The sequence below is a fragment of the Paraburkholderia sp. RL17-383-BIF-A genome, from assembly GCF_046028015.1.
Lineage (GTDB): Bacteria > Pseudomonadota > Gammaproteobacteria > Burkholderiales > Burkholderiaceae > Paraburkholderia.
Genome location: NZ_JARESR010000013.1, coordinates 138,277 through 154,624, shown reverse-complemented (window position 1 = coordinate 154,624; position 16,348 = coordinate 138,277). Strand labels below are relative to the sequence as shown.

16 protein-coding genes are annotated in these 16,348 nt (G+C 62.0%); 13 read left to right on the top strand and 3 right to left on the bottom strand.

Annotation, left to right across the window (positions count from 1 at the left end):
* Positions 1 to 364 precede the first annotated feature (364 nt).
* From P0D71_RS17455 to P0D71_RS17435, 5 genes are all read left to right on the top strand, one after another.
* The gene (locus P0D71_RS17455) at positions 365 to 2,683 is read left to right on the top strand and encodes a sigma 54-interacting transcriptional regulator (protein WP_091808462.1); all 2,319 of its coding nucleotides are present in this window, start codon (positions 365 to 367) and stop codon (positions 2,681 to 2,683) included.
* On the top strand, positions 2,673 to 3,890 hold the full coding sequence (locus P0D71_RS17450; RefSeq protein ID WP_408481227.1) for an S-methyl thiohydantoin desulfurase domain-containing protein: 1,218 nt from the start codon (positions 2,673 to 2,675) through the stop codon (positions 3,888 to 3,890). The genes P0D71_RS17455 and P0D71_RS17450 overlap by 11 nt, the downstream gene beginning before the upstream one ends.
* Entirely contained in the window at positions 3,887 to 4,612 is a 726-nt protein-coding gene (locus P0D71_RS17445) for an aspartate/glutamate racemase family protein (protein ID WP_091808458.1), read from the top strand. Before P0D71_RS17450 ends, P0D71_RS17445 begins: the two co-directional genes overlap by 4 nt.
* A gap of 903 nt (positions 4,613 to 5,515) precedes the next feature.
* Positions 5,516 to 5,704, top strand: a complete 189-nt coding sequence (locus P0D71_RS17440) for a hypothetical protein (RefSeq protein WP_091808456.1) — start codon at positions 5,516 to 5,518, stop codon at positions 5,702 to 5,704.
* Between the two features lie 123 nt (positions 5,705 to 5,827).
* Complete coding sequence (locus P0D71_RS17435; protein WP_408183872.1) at positions 5,828 to 6,121, top strand: hypothetical protein; 294 nt, start codon at positions 5,828 to 5,830, stop codon at positions 6,119 to 6,121.
* 284 nt (positions 6,122 to 6,405) lie between these two features.
* On the opposite strand, the gene P0D71_RS17430 is transcribed toward P0D71_RS17435, so the two are convergent.
* Positions 6,406 to 6,852 carry a YeeE/YedE family protein gene (locus P0D71_RS17430; RefSeq protein ID WP_408481225.1) on the bottom strand — a complete coding sequence of 149 codons (447 nt, stop codon included), beginning with the start codon at positions 6,850 to 6,852 and terminating at the stop codon, positions 6,406 to 6,408.
* A gap of 415 nt (positions 6,853 to 7,267) precedes the next feature.
* Between P0D71_RS17430 and P0D71_RS17425 the strand changes: the two genes are divergently transcribed.
* The 3 genes from P0D71_RS17425 (at position 7,268) to P0D71_RS17415 (ending at position 9,010) form a co-directional block, all read left to right on the top strand.
* Entirely contained in the window at positions 7,268 to 7,705 is a 438-nt protein-coding gene (locus P0D71_RS17425; protein ID WP_091808452.1) for a carboxymuconolactone decarboxylase family protein, read from the top strand.
* 60 nt (positions 7,706 to 7,765) lie between these two features.
* Positions 7,766 to 8,443, top strand: a complete 678-nt coding sequence (locus tag P0D71_RS17420; protein WP_408481264.1) for an FMN-dependent NADH-azoreductase — start codon at positions 7,766 to 7,768, stop codon at positions 8,441 to 8,443.
* Positions 8,444 to 8,578: 135 nt separating this feature from the next.
* Complete coding sequence (locus P0D71_RS17415; RefSeq protein WP_408481224.1) at positions 8,579 to 9,010, top strand: cupin domain-containing protein; 432 nt, start codon at positions 8,579 to 8,581, stop codon at positions 9,008 to 9,010.
* Positions 9,011 to 9,189: 179 nt separating this feature from the next.
* On the opposite strand, the gene P0D71_RS17410 is transcribed toward P0D71_RS17415, so the two are convergent.
* Entirely contained in the window at positions 9,190 to 10,101 is a 912-nt protein-coding gene (locus P0D71_RS17410; RefSeq protein WP_408481222.1) for a LysR family transcriptional regulator, read from the bottom strand.
* 137 nt (positions 10,102 to 10,238) lie between these two features.
* Between P0D71_RS17410 and P0D71_RS17405 the strand changes: the two genes are divergently transcribed.
* The 5 genes from P0D71_RS17405 (at position 10,239) to P0D71_RS17385 (ending at position 15,211) form a co-directional block, all read left to right on the top strand.
* Complete coding sequence (locus P0D71_RS17405; RefSeq protein ID WP_408481221.1) at positions 10,239 to 11,186, top strand: hydroxymethylglutaryl-CoA lyase; 948 nt, start codon at positions 10,239 to 10,241, stop codon at positions 11,184 to 11,186.
* Between the two features lie 7 nt (positions 11,187 to 11,193).
* Entirely contained in the window at positions 11,194 to 12,342 is a 1,149-nt protein-coding gene (locus P0D71_RS17400; protein WP_408481262.1) for a CaiB/BaiF CoA transferase family protein, read from the top strand.
* Between the two features lie 31 nt (positions 12,343 to 12,373).
* On the top strand, positions 12,374 to 13,813 hold the full coding sequence (locus P0D71_RS17395; protein WP_408481219.1) for an MFS transporter: 1,440 nt from the start codon (positions 12,374 to 12,376) through the stop codon (positions 13,811 to 13,813).
* A gap of 196 nt (positions 13,814 to 14,009) precedes the next feature.
* A complete protein-coding gene (locus P0D71_RS17390; RefSeq protein ID WP_408481217.1) occupies positions 14,010 to 14,339 on the top strand; it encodes an antibiotic biosynthesis monooxygenase family protein in 330 nt (109 codons plus the stop codon).
* 146 nt (positions 14,340 to 14,485) lie between these two features.
* A complete protein-coding gene (locus tag P0D71_RS17385) occupies positions 14,486 to 15,211 on the top strand; it encodes a DeoR/GlpR family DNA-binding transcription regulator (protein WP_408183878.1) in 726 nt (241 codons plus the stop codon).
* A gap of 63 nt (positions 15,212 to 15,274) precedes the next feature.
* Here the strand turns inward: P0D71_RS17385 and P0D71_RS17380 are convergent, their stop codons facing one another.
* The gene (locus tag P0D71_RS17380) at positions 15,275 to 16,333 is read right to left on the bottom strand and encodes an ABC transporter permease (protein WP_091808433.1); all 1,059 of its coding nucleotides are present in this window, start codon (positions 16,331 to 16,333) and stop codon (positions 15,275 to 15,277) included.
* Between the last annotated feature and the right edge of the window lie 15 nt (positions 16,334 to 16,348).

Below are 16,348 nucleotides of genomic sequence, written 5' to 3'. Positions count from 1 at the left end.
GTTGATCCTCTTCTTTCAACAATCTCCCCCAATCCAACATCCTCCCATCCACCAGCCCAGCAACCGCAGCTCCACTAAAGTACCCACGCTGCATAGCCGTTATCCGGGTGACGTAATCGTCATCTTGCCGGGCGTATTTTCGCGTCGCGGCAAACACGCATCTGATCCGCAGACGCACTGGCGCACCGGTTTATTTCCAAGGGGCACGATCGGCGACAAGCCGTCATACTCTGTCTTTTTTGCGGCAGACGGTTCCGACAACGCATTCGGAAGACTCCCGAGCGAAGTTTGACCGTCCGTCCCGTCTTTTCGACGGCAATTTCCGCGTAGCGCCACGCGCGGTTTATGTGGAGCGTATTTTGTAATGAGTCCACCCCCTGTCGTCCCATTCGTTCACGAAAAGGCTGATTCCGGCGCCTTCGTGGGCGCCGCGCCAGCTTTTCGCCAACTGGTCAGGATGATCGATCGGGTCGCACCAACCGATCATCCGCTGCTTGTTTTCGGGCCGACCGGCTCAGGCAAGGAGTTGGTCGCTCGCCGCGTCCATGCGCACAGCCAGCGCCAGGATCAGCCGTTCGTCGACGTCAACTGCGGCGCGATTCCAGAAAATCTCGTTGAAGCCGAATTGTTCGGGCACGTCAAAGGCGCGTTCACCGGTGCGGGCGAAACCCGTCAGGGACTTTTCCAGCAGGTCGGCAAGGGCACGCTTCTGCTCGACGAAATCGGCGAGCTGCCACTCGCACTGCAGCCGAAACTGCTGCGGGTACTCGAAACGCGAACCTTCCGCCCGATTGGTTCATCGACCAATCTGCATTTCGCGGGCCGCGTGGTTGCCGCGACTCACCGCGACCTGCGCGAACTCGCGCGCGAAGGTCTGTTCCGCGAAGACCTGTTTTACCGGCTGGCGGTTTTCGTGCTCGCCGTTCCCGGCCTCGAACAGCGCATCGAGGACATCCCGGCTCTCGTCACCCACTTCGCGGCGCAGCACACGCGTCGCCTCGAATTTTCGCCGGCGGCCATCCGCCGGCTGTCCCAGCACGCATGGCCGGGCCACATCCGGCAGTTGCGCAACCTGATCAGCCAGTTGAGCGTGCTCGCCGAGAACACGCTCATCGACGTCGATTCGCTCGAGCCGTTTCTTGCCAATGAAACGACCGGGCCGGTGTCGCGCGCAAGCCTCGCTGACATGCTGCTGCAACTCGAAGGCCGCGACAAGCTCGCAGTCGCTGAAGACCTCCTGATCGACCGCGCGCTCGAACGCACCAGCGGCAACAAAAGCGCGGCCGCCACCTTGCTGGGCGTGGGCCGGAAGACCATTGAGCGGCGTCTGAAGTCACGCGAGGAACATCATCGGGAAGCGCGCAAGTGTCTCGAGCACGCCAGCGCGCTGATCGAAGAATCGAAGTTCGCCGAAGCCATCCCGCTGTTGCGCCGTTGCCTCGACGTGCTGCAAACGCCCCAGGAACAGGAGTCCGTGCGCCGTCTTCAGTTTGACGCCTACCGGCTGCTCGGCATGAGCTTGCGTAGCGTGCACGGCTGGTTGTACGCGGAAGCCACCGCCTGCTACGCCGCCGCACTGACCATCGGCGAAGGCGTCTGTGCGCCCGCCGAACTCGCGGCGATCCAGTTCGGCATCTGGACCACGCAACTGACGACGCTTCAGCTCAAGCAGGCGCGCGCCACCGCGCAGAACATGCTGGAGCGCGCCCAGAACGGCGGCGACCGGGTCTCGCTCGACGAAGCCCACGTCGCGATGACCAACACCCTCTTCTGGCTAGGCGACAGTGAGGAAGCGCTGGCCTGTCTCGCGCGCGGCAATCTGCTCGGCGTGGGGCGAGAAGACGCCCGTACCGGTTCGCAGGGAATCGACCTCGCCAGTCTCGCACTGACTTTCGAAGGCCTCGCCGCTTATCAGATCGGCGCATTCGGGCAAGCGCGGCGCGCCATGGACATGCTGATCCTGCGCGCCTCCGAGCCCGGCGCGCACGCGTTGGCTCATGCCGTCAACCTGCAGGGCGCGGCCTGGCTCGCCTGCCTGTTCGACGACGAAAGCCGGCTCGGCGATCTCGCGAGCGAACTCGAATCGGTTTCGATCGCGAACGGTTTTGCGTTCTATCGAGGCGTCGGCCAGGTGCTTCGCGGCTGCCACCTCAGTTCGCTCGGCCACCCCGACGAAGCGGAAACCGTCATGATCGACGGCTTCGACAACCACATGCTCTGCAACGGCGGCGCGCTGTTCTATTCGTTCAAGACGTGGCAGCACGGCGAACTGCTGCTGCGCGCCGGCCGCGCGAAGGAGTGCGAGGCGCTTCTCGCCACTGCGATCGACGAAACGCTCGCCCGCCAGGAACGGGTTTATCTGGGCGAACTCCTCGTCACCCGAGCCCGCGCGCAATGGGCGCTCGGCGACGTCAACGCCGCGGAACTGGGTCTGCGCACCGCCATGTCCACCGCCCTCGCCTTCGGCTCGGTGCCCGCACGCGTGGACGCCGCGCGCTATCTCGCCGATCTGCTGCGCTCCACCGGCCGCAACGCCGAAGCCATCGACACCCTCGAGCGCGGCTTGCGCTCGTTGACGGGGGACCCGACCGCGCGCGTCATCAGCGCCATGGATCTGCTCGCCAAACTTCAGCAGGAAGCGTCTTTCAACATCGACAATAAAGGAATCTTGAATGGCCTATGAATTACGACGGGAAGATCTGGAGCCGCTGCTTCTGGGCGCGGCGTTCTTTGGCTCCGGCGGTGGCGGCACGATCGTATCGGCGCGACACCTGGCCGAGCATTTCGTAAAGGGCGACTATTACCCGACGGATACGGTCAAGGTCGTCTCGGTGGACGAGGCCACCGAAGGCGCGGCGGTCATGGTCGCCTATCTCGGCGCGCCTGAAGCCATCAATTCAGCCACCTATCCGATCGGACCGGTGACGGCCGTGCAGAACTTCCAGAAGCGGCTTGCATCGCAATCCGTGAAGCTCGCCTATGTCATGCCGCCGGAAAGCGGCGCGCTGGGCTTTACGGTCGCGGCGCTCGTGGCGGCGAAACTCGGGCTGGCGGTCATCGACGCCGACGGCGCCGGCCGCGCCGTGCCGTCGTTGCCAATGCTCACTTTCGCGGCCGCGGAGATCGATCCGCGCCCGGCGTTTCTCGTGAGCCAGGGCGGCCTGTGCGTGGAGCTCGACGTGACGCCGCGCAACGACAGCAACGGCGGACCGACCCATCAACGCGACGTGTCGGCGATCGTCGAACAGATGATGCGTCCGGTCGTGGCCGATCCCGAATTCGGTCAGTTCGGCGGCCTCGCCATGTGGGTCATGAATGCGGGCGACATCGGCCGCGCAACGCCGATTCGCGGCACGCTCAAGCGTGCGCTCGAGCTTGGCCGCACGGTGCGGGCCGGGCAGATCGGCAGCGCCCAGCAGATGATCGACTATCTCACCGAGCGTTGTGACCTTGCCGCGAGGGCGATCTCCACACCCGGCGAACTGGTATCGGCCGAAGTGGATACGAGCGGCGGCTTCGATGTCGGCAAGATTCGCATTCAGGCCGGGCAGCGTACCTACACGGTGATCTACCAGAACGAGTCGCTGCTCGCGTGGGACAGCGCATGTCCGCAGCCGATCGTGCTGGCGCCGGACAGCGTCGCGTATTTCGTCGGCGGCGAAGGTCAGTCGATCTTCAGCAATGGCGACCTCGTGAACGACGACGGTTCGCTGAACCCGGCAATCGGCAAGCGCCCCGTGACGCTGATCGCCTGGCGTGCGGAAGCGGAATTGCGCAAACCCGGCCTGATTCTCGACAGCTTCATGGAACAGCTCAACAAGCTTGGCTATCTCGGGCCGTACGTGCCGCTCGAATCGCTCCAGTCCGCACGCAAGGGGGAAGCATCGTGAGCGCCCCACTTCGCATCTGCGTGCTCGTGCCCGTCGCCACGTCGCAATACAACGACCGCATCATGAAAGCCGTCGCGCCGGTCCTGCCGCCGGACGTGCAGGTCGAGATTCGCAACATTACGCAGGGACATCCCGATATCGAGAATCGGACCAACTGGTTGCAAAACGGCATGCCGGTGGTCGAACTCGCACAGTCGATAGCGAATGACGGCTTTGACGGCATCTGGCTGACCGACTTCGACATGTGCGGTGTCGAAGCGGCACGCGAGGTGATCGACATTCCGATCATCGGCGGATTTCCGGCGTCGGCCTTCACGGCGCTCGCGCTCAGTCAGCGGTTCTCCATCGTCACGATTCTGCAAAGCACGGTCGCGATGCAGCGCGCTCATCCGCAGACTTACGGGATTCAGGACACGTTCGCCTCGATCCGGGCGATCGACTGCCCTGTCGCGCAACTGGAAAACATCGACGTGGTGGTGGTGCGCACCTTCGAAGCGGCCATGGCCGCGATCAAGGAAGACGGCGCGCAGGCGATTCTGCTCGGCTGCACGGGTTTCGTGGACGTGGCGAGCCGCGTATCCACGCTGCTTAGCGAGGCCTTGGGCGTCTACGTGCCGGTGATCGATCCGAATCAGGCGGGTTTCAGCTTCCTCGTGTCGCTGGTGCGGATGAAAGTGCGCCCCAGCCGCTTGACCTACAGCAAGGTCAGCCTTCAGTCGTAAGCGGCGCGTCTGCCCGCGCCCCTCGGGCGCGGCAATTGCGTAATCGGCCCATAGACCGCTTTATGCGATTGCCGCGCACGCCACGCTCGCCTTGAGCGCTCCTGCCCGCCTCCCCCATTTCTCCTCGATGCCGGCCGATTTCGTTCCGTGCGGACGAATTCGCCCGTTTATTCGTTGCGAATCCCTGATTGGACGAAATCGTCCAATTTTGCCCAAGTCTATGGACGGGAATGTCCAATGTCGCGCGTCCAACGGTCGCAGGTCCTTGCCCCTATGCGGGTTTCACCCTGGCACGGTCATTGCTTTAGTAGTTCCGATTCAGCCATCGCCTGGAGATCAACCCCGGACAGGCGGTAGCAGTGCGACGCAACCATGACCACGTTCCACCCGCATCCTGGGAACGCGAAATCAAACGTCCGAGTAGCCGGGGAGAGCCTGAGAGACCAAAAAGATCGCGCGCGGCAACGTGTTCGAGACATCGAACCCGATTGCTGACGCGACGATCAACGCCAGCGACACGAATCGCTGGATGCAAATTGAGAGAGGGTTGTGCTGTTGTTGTAGTAGTGGCTGTCGTGTGTCCATGTAGGGCGACCGAACACTTCCGCAGAGAAGAGCGTCGCAATGCGTGACACCGAAATAACGGATTCGTCTGGCCATGCATCGGACGAACCGCTGCGGGGTTCGGCCGTCGTTGCCCTCTTCGGGAGATAAGCAACGGCGGCTCGTCCTTTCGATCGACCTGCGGCATGCGCGGAAGATCGGCCCATTTTTCACGCAGCGAGACGGTCCCACTGCGGCATTCGCATTCCAGTCATTCCAGTATTAGCAGCCCTACGCGGCGTCAGATTGTTAGCGACGTTGCGAGCGGAATACCTTGGCCATTCCACGGGGATTCATCGCATGCACCACCACCTGTTCGAACGAGAGCTCGTTCATCTGGAACGCGTAGTCGCTTGCGCGCCGAAAGAGCCCTTCTCACCTACCTACTGGCGCGATCGCGTCGAGCATCTAAAGAACTGTCCGCACGCGCCGCTCTATCACTACCGGATTGCACGCCTGTCCGAACGCGTCGCGCAACTGAGCGGTTGAGCGAGCCTGTCGCTATCCGAGGGGCGCGTCGCGGCCGATCCGGCGCCGCGCCGTGCGACAGTCCGAATCGACAGGACTGCGCGTTGCTATCGATATGCGAAAAAATTGGTTCGACGCGCGCGCATGATTGCAGACACTTGGTGTGTTGCAACCGATCTGCCGACCATCATGAAGGGATTCGGATATCTTGCTCATCGTATCTCCGATGAAGCGACGGAAGACGCCACTGCGCCATCGGGCCAGCATCGGAAGTCCCTTAAACGGGTCGGCTCCGTGCTGCTGGTCGCGGCCATTCTGGCGTGTATTCACAGGGAAATTTCCGGTGCGATCGACGGATCACTCCTTTCCGTGGTCACGTCCTATGCTAACGGCGCGTTGCACCATGTTGCGTCGGTCTTGCTGAACCGCAGTCCATGACCGGATCGCTCGGCGTATCTGAACAACGGCGCTCGTGCGGACACGAGCGACCACCGCGCAAGCATGGCACCTGTCACTCAGCCGAAGGGCAAAACGGGCGCTCAACTGTCCACGCTGTTGTCGCTGTTGCCGCGCTCATTCCTGCGCACAGCTAGCTCGTATAGCCACCAGCCTGCCACCGTAGCCTGCAAGAAATAAGCGCCTCAATGTCAGGCGCTGCGAGCAGCGCTATCGCCGGATCTGGGCAGTAACTGGACACCTCCCATCCCGCGCCAAACATTGCTTCATTGGATCCCCAGCACGCGGCGCGACACATGGGTCGTCGCAGTCCCGGCCGCAAGGAAAGTCACCGTCGCGACGATCGAACGCGGGGACAAACGCGCCATGCCACACACACCGTGCCCCCTGGTACATCCGCGCCCGAGAGCCGTCCCGAAGCCTACCGCGAGGCCTCCGGCGATCAGCAATTCATGTAGGAAAGCAGGTCTCGCGTGCGGGACGGATGGGCTATATCCGGCGCGCGCGGCCAGCCAGTAATAAAGCCATGCCCCGCCGACGATCCCCAACAGAAACAACGCACGCCACAGGAATTCACTTCGGTCCCCGGACATCAGCTCTAGCGCAATGCCGCGGACGTCGGCAATCCGGCCATTGAACGGGAGCCGCAACGAAACGGAGAGCCCGATCAGGAGGCCACCGGCCAACGCGCTGTAGGGTGTGAAGGATTCCATTGAAGACTTTTTTCAAAGTCACAAAAGAGCCTCTCATACTCGGATGGCGATGCAGCCGGACTAACACGCCGCCGAATGTACGGGAATGGTCTCCTGCCTCATGACTGGAAGCACTGGCACTGCTCGCCGAGGCGGATCCTCGCCGCGCCCTCTTTAAAACGGATATTTCGGCGCGAAGGTGCGCGAGTTCGTTTCGTCGGCTACGAGCCCCGCAGATTTCCACAGAGTTCGTACGGCTCAAGCGGGTGAAATAGTCTGTTTCATTCGCCAGCACAACCGGAAGGCCCATCAACGCTCACAGCCAGAAGTGGTTACCTAAATTTGTTAAAAATTGGTTATTCCATGAGTCCAATTCGCGGACTAATCTTCCCCCATCGCATCACCGGATGCGCCTCATCCCACTCAGGAGCGAATCATGGAACAACGTCTCGATTTCTACAAAGCCAACCCCGCCGCGATCAAGGCGCTAATCGGCGTCGAAGAGCGCATCGGCAAGTCGGCGCTCGAAAAATCCCTGACCGAACTGGTCCGCCTGCGTGCCTCGCAGATCAACGGCTGCGCGTACTGCGTCGATATGCATACGACCGACGCTCGCAATGGCGGCGAAACCGAACGGCGTCTGGCCACCGTGGTGGTGTGGCGCGAAACGCCCTTCTTTACCGACCGCGAACGTGCGGCGCTCGAATGGACTGAGGCGCTGACCCTGGTTTCGCTCGACCATGTGCCCGACGCCGTGTGGACCGCCGTGCGCCCCCACTTCAGCGACGCGGAGCTGGTCGACCTGACCCTGCTGATTTCGGCGATCAACGCATGGAACCGCTTCGCGATCGCGTTCCGCAAGCTGCCGGCGTAAGCACATCCAGTCAGCGCACGCCGCAACCGTTTTTGAGTGATCCAGTCAAGGAGAGCAATGATGAAAGTAATGCACGTGGATGCGAGCGCCAAGCGTGAGCGATCCAACTCCCGCGCATTGAGCCGGTTCTTTATCGAGTGTCTGCGCGAGGGAGGCGTGGAGCTCGACATCGATTATCTGGATGTGACCGTGGATACGCCGCCCCATGTGAGCGAAGCTTTCGCCATCGCCACCTACACGCCGGAGCACGAACGCACCGCTGCCATGCGCGCGACGCTGGCCGGCTCCGATGCATTGTGCCGACGCCTGCTCGACGCCGACGCGCTCGTCTTCGCCATGCCCATGTACAACTGGTCGATGCCCTCCGCCTTCAAGGCGTTTGTCGATAGCGTGACGCGCACCAACGTGACCTATGTGAATACCGCCGACGGCCGCATCGAAGGCCAGCTCGGGCGCCAAAAGGTTCTGTTCATCACGAGCCGCGGCGCGGATTTGCGTCCGGGCTCGCCCTATTCCTCGATGGACGCGCTGACGCCCGCGCTAAAAGCGGCCTTCGGCTTCCTTGGCGTCGCGGACCCCACCTTCGTCGATGCGCAGCCGCTGCAGTTCTCCAACCAGGAGGCGCGAGCCGAGGCACTCGAGCGGGCACGTTCCGAGTTGTCGGCAGTGGCTGCGACGTGGGCGAAATCGGCAACGTCTCGCACAACGGAAACGGCCACGGAAGCCATGACGCCTTAATGCCTTAATGCGTTGATGCGTTGATGCGTTGATGCGTTGATGCGTTGATGCGTTGATGCCCACCCGATCAGAACGCAGATGAATGCCGACATCGATTCGGGATACTAATGTTTTATCGAATTCGAGAGTATTGAAATGCACACCAGGACACTTATCGCGGCCGTCGCATTCGCCGGCCTTTCCCTCACGGCCGTATCGCACGACCTGTTCGCCGGGGAACCGGCTGCGCCGCGCGAAACGATTACACCCGCTTTCGCCGAAGCAATCGCCAACGTCCCCGGCAAGAAGATGACAGCCTTGATCGTCGACTATGCGCCGGGCGGCAAATCGCTCGCGCATCGGCACGGTCAGGCTTTCGTGGTCGGTTATGTGCTGTCCGGCGCCATTCGCAGCCAGGTGAACAACGGCGAGGAAAAGGTCTACCACGCGGGTGAACATTGGACCGAAAAACCCGGCGTTCATCACACCGAGAGTGAAAACGCCAGTGCTTCGGAACCGGCCAGATTGCTGGCCATCTTCGTCGCCGATTCGAAAGACAAAGACCTCGTCACGTTCGACCGGAAGTGACCGGAGCGACCCGGCGCGCCGGCGATCGATACGTATAGACGCGTGGATCGCTCGCGCCCCCTCTCACTTCAGACGGGACGTCAGTGCGAAGCCCTCTGGGACCACGCTGGGACGTCTGCCATCGGCACCACCGGTTCGAAGCGATGCAAAGTCGGAACCTGACGCTCGCCTGACCTGCTTCAGGAAACCACGGACGTCGCCCGATTCGAAAGATGCTCGACCATGCGCCGCGCGGCGGGCTGCAGTGCACCCAGCTCCCGAAAGCACACCACGAACTGGCGCAGCGCCCACGAGTTCGTCAGCGGAATCGTCTCGATGTCGAAGATCCGCTTATAGGCTTCCCCCACTTCGAGCGGTACGACGCTGATGCCGAGTCGCGCGGCGACCACCCGGAACGCGGCGTCGAAGTTGGACACGATCACGCGATACGACACCGTGTGCCCCGCTTTCGCGGCCGCGCGTTGCAACATCGTATGCACCGCGGTCGAGGGCGGCATGCCGACGTGATCATGCTCGAGCGTCTGCTCAAAACGCACCGACTTGAGCCCGGCCAGCGGATGGCCGGGATAGACGGCAAGCGCCAGCCGGTCCTGCCGATACGGCAGATGGTGCAAGCCTTCGAGGTCCGCGTTGTCCCAGCAGACGCCGACGGCCGCCGCGCCTTCCCGGAGTTGGCGAACAAGATCGATGGACAGATGCTCCTCCACGTCGACACGGATGTTCTGGTTATCCGGCTCGCGCATGAAGGACGCGATGTCGTCCAGCAGTACCTCGGCGATCGCGGAGGCCGTCGCGCACACACTGACGCTCCCCCTGAGGCCACTGCCGAACGCCGCGACGTCGCTGGCGATCCGGTCCATGGTGAACAGAACATTGCGCGCGTGTTCCAGCAGCGACAACCCTGCCGGCGTCGGCTGGACCCCGCGGCGCGAGCGCGTGAGCAGCGGCACGCCGAGGTAGGTCTCCAGTTGTGCGATCCGCTTGCTGATCGCGGACGGCTCGATATGCTCTTCCTCCGCCGCGCGGCCCATGTTGCGGTGCTCGCAGACGGCCACGAATAGCCGCAGCGTCTTGAGATCGATGTCTCGCATGCCTGTCTCCTCACCTGCCCTTTACTTTCCATATGGGAATCTCACCCGTTCCAAAATACCTCTTTATGGCAAACGTGGAAAGTCTAGAGTGACGACATCGCCAGCACCCATGACTGGCAGGTATTCAGGAGACACCGATGTCCTCGTTCCCCTCGAGCGTCGTCATTCGCGAAGTTGCCTTGCGGGACGGCCTTCAGAGCATTCAGACCATTCTTTCCACCGAGCGCAAGATCGAATGGATCGCCGGTGCTTATGCCGCCGGTCAGCGCGAAATCGAAGTCGGCTCGTACGTTCCCGCCAAACTCATGCCGCAACTCGCGGACACCGCCGAACTGGTGGCGTACGCGAAAACCCTACCCGGCCTGCTCGTCTCGGTGCTCGTGCCGAACTTCAAGGGCGCCGAACGCGCGATCGAATCGCAAGCCGATCTGATGCTGGTGCCGCTGTCCGCCAGTCACGCTCATAGCCTCGCCAACCTCCGCAAAACACCCGACGAAGTGATCGCCGAAGTCGCCCGCATTCGTGCGGCACGTGACGCCGCCGGCTCGAAGACGTTGATCGAAGGCGGCATCGGTACTGCATTCGGCTGCACGATCCAGGGTGCGGTCGATCAGGCCGAAGTGCTGCGCTGCATGCAAGGGCTTCTCGACGCCGGCGCGGATCGCGTGAGCATTGCCGATACGGTCGGCTACGGTGGCCCCGCTGCCGTGCGCGAACTGTTCGGCAAGGCTCGCGCCATTGCCGGCGACAAATTCTGGTGCGGCCATTTCCACGACACGCGCGGTCTTGCTCTCGCCAATGTCTTTGCCGCGCTCGAAACCGGCGTGGCCCGCTTCGACGCCACGCTCGCCGGTATCGGCGGCTGCCCGCATGCGCCGGGTGCAAGCGGCAACGCCGCCAGCGAAGACCTCGCGTTCATGCTTGCCGATATGGGCATCTCCACCGGCATCGATATTCCCCGCCTGCTTGCTCTGCGGGAAAAGGTCGCGCAATGGCTGTCCGGCGAAACACTGCACGGCGCCCTGTGGCTTTCGGGTTTGCCGAAAACTTTCGCGCACGCTGCGAGCGCAACACTCAACGCCTGAGGTCATGATGAATACTCCGAATCCTCTTCCTCTCGCCGGCGTGCGTGTCATCGAGTTCACGCACATGGTCATGGGCCCGACCTGCGGCATGATCCTCGCCGACCTCGGCGCGGAAGTCATCAAGATCGAGCCGCCAGGCGGCGACAAGACGCGCAAGCTGCCGGGACTCGGCATCGGCTTCTTCCGCTCGTTCAACCGCAACAAGAAGAGCGTGGTGCTCGACATCAATACGCCTGATGGGCACGCCGCCGCGGTTGAACTGATCGGCCAGTGCGATGTGATGCTGGAAAACTTCCGGCCGGGCCTGATGGCGAAACTCGGACTCGACTACGAAACGCTCTCGAAGATCTATCCAAAGCTGATCTACGTCTCGCACAAAGGCTTTCTGCCAGGGCCGTACGAAAAGCGCCTCGCGCTCGACGAAGTCGTGCAGATGATGGGCGGCCTCTCTTATATGACAGGACCTGTGGGCCGACCGCTGCGCGCGGGCACGTCCGTCAACGACATCATGGGCGGCATGTTCGGCGCGATCGGTGTACTGGCCGCGCTGCGCGAGCGCGATACGACGGGACGCGGTCAGGAAATCCAGAGTGCGCTGTTCGAGAACTGCGTGTTCCTGAGCGGTCAGCACATGCAGCAGTACGCGATGACGAAGGAGCCGCCGCCGCCCATGCCTTCGCGCGTTTCGGCATGGAGCGTCTACGACGTTTTCACACTTGCCGAGAACGAACAGCTCTTTATCGGCGCCGTGAGCGACAAGCAGTTCGTCACGTTGTGTGACGTACTGGAACGGCCCGATCTCGCTGCCGAACCGCAGTTCGCCAACAACGCGCTACGTGTCGCGGTGCGACCTGAACTGCTGATTCGCCTTGGCGAAATCCTCAAGCATCACCGCGCCGACGAACTCTCGCTGAAGCTCGAAGCCGCCGGCATTCCTTACGCGCCGATCATGCGGCCCGACCAGTTGCTCGACGATCCGCATCTGAAGGCAAGCGGCGGTCTGGTGCCGATGGAAACCGAGGACGGCATGACGGAGGTCGTGCTCCTGCCCCTGCTGATGGGTGGACGCCGCCCGGGCGTGCGTCAGGCGCTGGCCCGTGTCGGCGAGCATACGCAGGAAATCCTCGCCCGCCTGACCGGCCGGGCAGCGGCTTGAGACAACCGCGGGACATATCAAGGAGACAGTCATGCAACGCGTCATCACTACGGATATTCCGCCCATCGTATCAACCGATACCCCAGCGCAATCACGTACCGCCGCAGTACTTTCCGCGCGGATGGACCGCTTGCCCGCCACCCGCTATATCTGGCTGATGGTGTTCCTCATCTCGCTCGGCGGGTTTTTCGAAGTGTATGACCTGATCTTCACGGGTTATATCGCGCCGGGTATGGCGAAGAGCGGCCTGTTGAAAACCACCACGGCTGCGTTCTTCGGTTTTCAGGGGATTGCGGGCTTTATCGCGGCCACGTTCGCGGGCCTCTTCGTCGGTACGTTCGGATTTGGCTGGCTCCCCGACCGTTACGGCCGCCGCGCCGTGTTCACGTTCTCGCTGCTGTGGTACTCCGTGGGCTCGGCGATCATGGCATTCCAGACCACGCCCGAAGGCGTCATTCTGTGGCGTTTCATCACCGGCATCGGCGTGGGAATCGAGATCGTGACGATCGACAGTTACGTCACCGAACTCGTCCCCCAGCATATGCGTGGCCGCGCGATGGCCTTCAACCAGATGGTCATGTTCGCCGCCGCGCCGGTGGCCGCGATCCTCTCCTACTGGCTCGTGCCGACCACCGTGTTCGGCATCGACGGCTGGCGTTGTGTCGTGCTCGTCGGGTCGATCGGCGCAATATTCGTGTGGTTCATTCGCCGCATCGTGCCGGAAAGCCCGCGCTGGCTCGCGTCACATGCTCGTGAGGAGCAAGCCGAACGCATTGTCGCGACGATGGAGGCGAAGGCCGTGAAGCAGTTGGGTCGTGCGTTGCCGCCTCCCGCATCTGCCGTTGAACAGCCCGCGCATCGCCGTGCTTCGCTTGCCGAGCTGCTTCAACCGCCTTACCGTTCGCGTCTGATCATGCTGATCGTCTTCAACTTCTGCCAGGCGATCGGCTACTACGGCTTTGCCAACTGGGTACCGACGCTGCTTATCGGGCAAGGCATCACCGTGACCAAAAGCCTGCTGTATTCGTTCGTGATCGCGATTGCCCTGCCTGTCGGTCCCATGCTCGCCATGCTGTACGCGGACAAGGTGCAGCGCAAATGGCTGATTGTCGGCGGAGCGCTCGCGGTTATCGTGTTCGGATTGATGTTCGGCCAGATGAAATCGGTCGGACCTCTGATTGTGCTGGGTGTGTTGATCAGCCTCGCCGGGCAGACGATCTCGGTGTGCTATCACGCTTACCAGTCCGAGTTGTTCCCGACCGCGGTGCGCTGCCGGGCGAATGGCATTGTGTATTCGGCCAGCCGTATTGGCGCCATGATGTCGGGTTTCATCATCGCCTTCCTGTTGCGTGACTTTGGCGTGGCAGGCGTGTTTACCGGCATCACCGTGTGCATGGCGGCTGTGATGATTTCGATCGGTGCGTTCGGCCCCAGGACCAACGGACTGCGGCTCGAAGAAATCAACCATTGAGCATTGAAAGGCGCGATTCATGGCATTGCGGTGGTCGTCGTCAATCGCCACGGCACCCTGTTTAGTCACACCGCCGGAGAGGTGACCCCGCTTACAATGCAAGGTGCGCTGAGACGGGAGGTTGCCCGCCCGCTTCGAGCTGTTCGGCACGAACCCCGAGACGTAGCGTCACAACCTTTTCCGTCGGATCAGCAGCATGTATTCATCCACGTTCATTTTTGCCACGAAGCAATTCGACGACACGTTTCATCGTCTTGATCAGGAAATCGCGAAAGTCGCGAGGACGATACCGGGCTACCTGGGTGAAGAAACGTGGGAAAACAGCGCCACCGGTTTGACGTCTAACGTGTACTACTGGCAATCGCTCGATGCGCTTCAAATTCTGATTCAGCATCCGACGCATCGGGAGGCGAAAGCCGCTCAGTCGAACTGGCTGAACGGATACCAGGTGATTATTTCCGAAGTGATTCGGACCTATGGAGACGGCGCTCTCGAACATCTTCTCTGGTCGTCAGCAAAGAAATAACGCGACCACGCACGTGCCGCGGACGTAAATTCCCGCTCTCACCGATCTCACATCGCGCTCGCCGCGCGCACCTCCTCTTGTTATAATTCTTTCATCAAATCGAACAAAACATAACGCCCACCCACACATCGCGCGACAGGATCCCCATGCTGAAACCCGACCGCCTCCGCGCCCTTGCCGATGCGTTGGCAAGGCAAAACGTGATGCGCCTGCGCGACGCCGCCGGCTTGCTGGGCGTTTCGGAAATGACTGTCCGTCGCGACATCGCAGGCAGTCCAGAACGATTCACGTATCTTGGCGGCTATATCGTCAGCGCGACCGACGTACCCAATAACGCCGGCTACTCACTCGAAGAAGAAAAAGATCACTTCGCGCAGGCAAAGGCCGAAGCGTCGGCGGTCGCGGCGGGACTTATCGGCGATAACGAAACGCTGTTCATCGATTGCGGCACGACACTCACCACGCTGGCCCGGCTGATTCCGGTCGAGCGGCACGTCACGGTGGTGTGCTATTCGCTGAATGTCGCGGAGATTCTGCGGCGCAAACCGAATGTACGAATGATTCTGCTGGGCGGCGTCTACGTGCCCTCGTCAGATTCGTTCGCGGGTGAAGAAAGTCTGGAGATGCTGCGCCGCATGGGGATCAACAAGGCGTTCATTTCCGCCGGCGGCGTGGACACTGCGCGCGGCGTCACCTGCTGGAATTTCCATGAGGTCGCGCTCAAGCAGGCAGCCATGGCAAGCGCGGTCGAACGGCATCTGGTGGTGGATCAGAGCAAGTTAGGCGTAGTCAAGGCGGTGCGCTTCTCGCAAGTCGACGACTTCGATTCCATCATCACCGAGAAAGGCCAGGAGCATCGCAAGCGCCGATAAGCGCACTTGCGGCCCGTGCAGCGCGGGCCGCGACCGCGCAACGCACAGGTCGCAGCCCGGTCCTCAATTCTTGCGCTGCAAGGCGAAGAGCGTACCGGCGATCAGAATAAACGCGCCGATAATCACCTTCTGCCAGGTGCTCGGCACACCCACCAGAATCAGCACACTGTTGATCAGCGTGACGAGCACCACGCCGAGCAACGTGCCGGCGACCGTGCCGGTGCCGCCCGTAATACGCGCGCCGCCCAGAATCACCGCGGCGATCACGTCGAGTTCCGAGCCCACCAGATCGAACGGATTCGCGAGCCGGTTGTTCGACACATGCAGAATCCCTGCAATGCCGGCGAGCATGCCGGTATAGCCGAATACGAACAGATGGATCGCGCGCAGGTTGTAGCCGAGCCGTTCGGCAATCGCGAGGCTGCCGCCCATTGCATAAACGCCGCGTCCCATCATCGTGCGGTTCAACAGCCACCAGGTGAGCACCGCGGCCGCTACCAGCGCCACTACCGATACCGGCAACACGGCGCGTAAGCCGTCGGCGGTGTGATAGAAAAACAGCGGAATGCGGCCGAAATGATCCATGCTGTGCGGGATGTTCATGAAGAACGTCGTGCCGATAAACGTCAGCAGCAGCCCGCGATACAGATATTGCGTGCCGATCGTGACGATCAGCGAAGGCGCTTTCAGCCGATGCACCAGCAGCCCGTTGACCACGCCGAGTACGATGCCGCCGAGCGCGCCCGTGATCAGAATCAGCGCGAACGGCGCATCCGGCCACCACGCGAACACGGCTTTGGTGATGCCGTACATGGTCAGCGCGGCAATCGCGGTGAACGAGACGTCGATCCCGCCGGAGGCGAGCACCACGAGCGTCCCCAGCGCGAACAGCGACATCGTGGTGGCGGAGTGCAACAGATCGAACAGCGTGGCCAACTGGAAGAAGCGCGGATTGATCGCGCCGACAACCAGGCACGTCACCGCGATCAACGCGACGGTGAACCATTCGGGATTGCGCGCGAGCCTGGTCCGCAAGCTCGGCGGCTTGACCTCGGGAGCGACTTCGACAACGGTCGGGGTGGTCATGGTCTGGTTCAGGCGCGAATCGATGCGCGAGTTCATGAGTGGAAACGTCCT

Bases quoted from the DNA above. Each gene is read 5' to 3' on its own strand.
- P0D71_RS17455 (WP_091808462.1), top strand. From the start codon at position 365: ATGAGTCCACCCCCTGTCGTCCCATTCGTTCACGAAAAGGCTGATTCC.
- P0D71_RS17450 (WP_408481227.1), top strand. From the start codon at position 2,673: ATGGCCTATGAATTACGACGGGAAGATCTGGAGCCGCTGCTTCTGGGC.
- P0D71_RS17440 (WP_091808456.1), top strand. From the start codon at position 5,516: ATGCACCACCACCTGTTCGAACGAGAGCTCGTTCATCTGGAACGCGTA.
- P0D71_RS17435 (WP_408183872.1), top strand. From the start codon at position 5,828: ATGATTGCAGACACTTGGTGTGTTGCAACCGATCTGCCGACCATCATG.
- P0D71_RS17430 (WP_408481225.1), bottom strand. From the start codon at position 6,852: ATGGAATCCTTCACACCCTACAGCGCGTTGGCCGGTGGCCTCCTGATC.
- P0D71_RS17425 (WP_091808452.1), top strand. From the start codon at position 7,268: ATGGAACAACGTCTCGATTTCTACAAAGCCAACCCCGCCGCGATCAAG.
- P0D71_RS17420 (WP_408481264.1), top strand. From the start codon at position 7,766: ATGAAAGTAATGCACGTGGATGCGAGCGCCAAGCGTGAGCGATCCAAC.
- P0D71_RS17415 (WP_408481224.1), top strand. From the start codon at position 8,579: ATGCACACCAGGACACTTATCGCGGCCGTCGCATTCGCCGGCCTTTCC.
- P0D71_RS17410 (WP_408481222.1), bottom strand. From the start codon at position 10,101: ATGCGAGACATCGATCTCAAGACGCTGCGGCTATTCGTGGCCGTCTGC.
- P0D71_RS17405 (WP_408481221.1), top strand. From the start codon at position 10,239: ATGTCCTCGTTCCCCTCGAGCGTCGTCATTCGCGAAGTTGCCTTGCGG.
- P0D71_RS17400 (WP_408481262.1), top strand. From the start codon at position 11,194: ATGAATACTCCGAATCCTCTTCCTCTCGCCGGCGTGCGTGTCATCGAG.
- P0D71_RS17395 (WP_408481219.1), top strand. From the start codon at position 12,374: ATGCAACGCGTCATCACTACGGATATTCCGCCCATCGTATCAACCGAT.
- P0D71_RS17390 (WP_408481217.1), top strand. From the start codon at position 14,010: ATGTATTCATCCACGTTCATTTTTGCCACGAAGCAATTCGACGACACG.
- P0D71_RS17385 (WP_408183878.1), top strand. From the start codon at position 14,486: ATGCTGAAACCCGACCGCCTCCGCGCCCTTGCCGATGCGTTGGCAAGG.
- P0D71_RS17380 (WP_091808433.1), bottom strand. From the start codon at position 16,333: ATGAACTCGCGCATCGATTCGCGCCTGAACCAGACCATGACCACCCCG.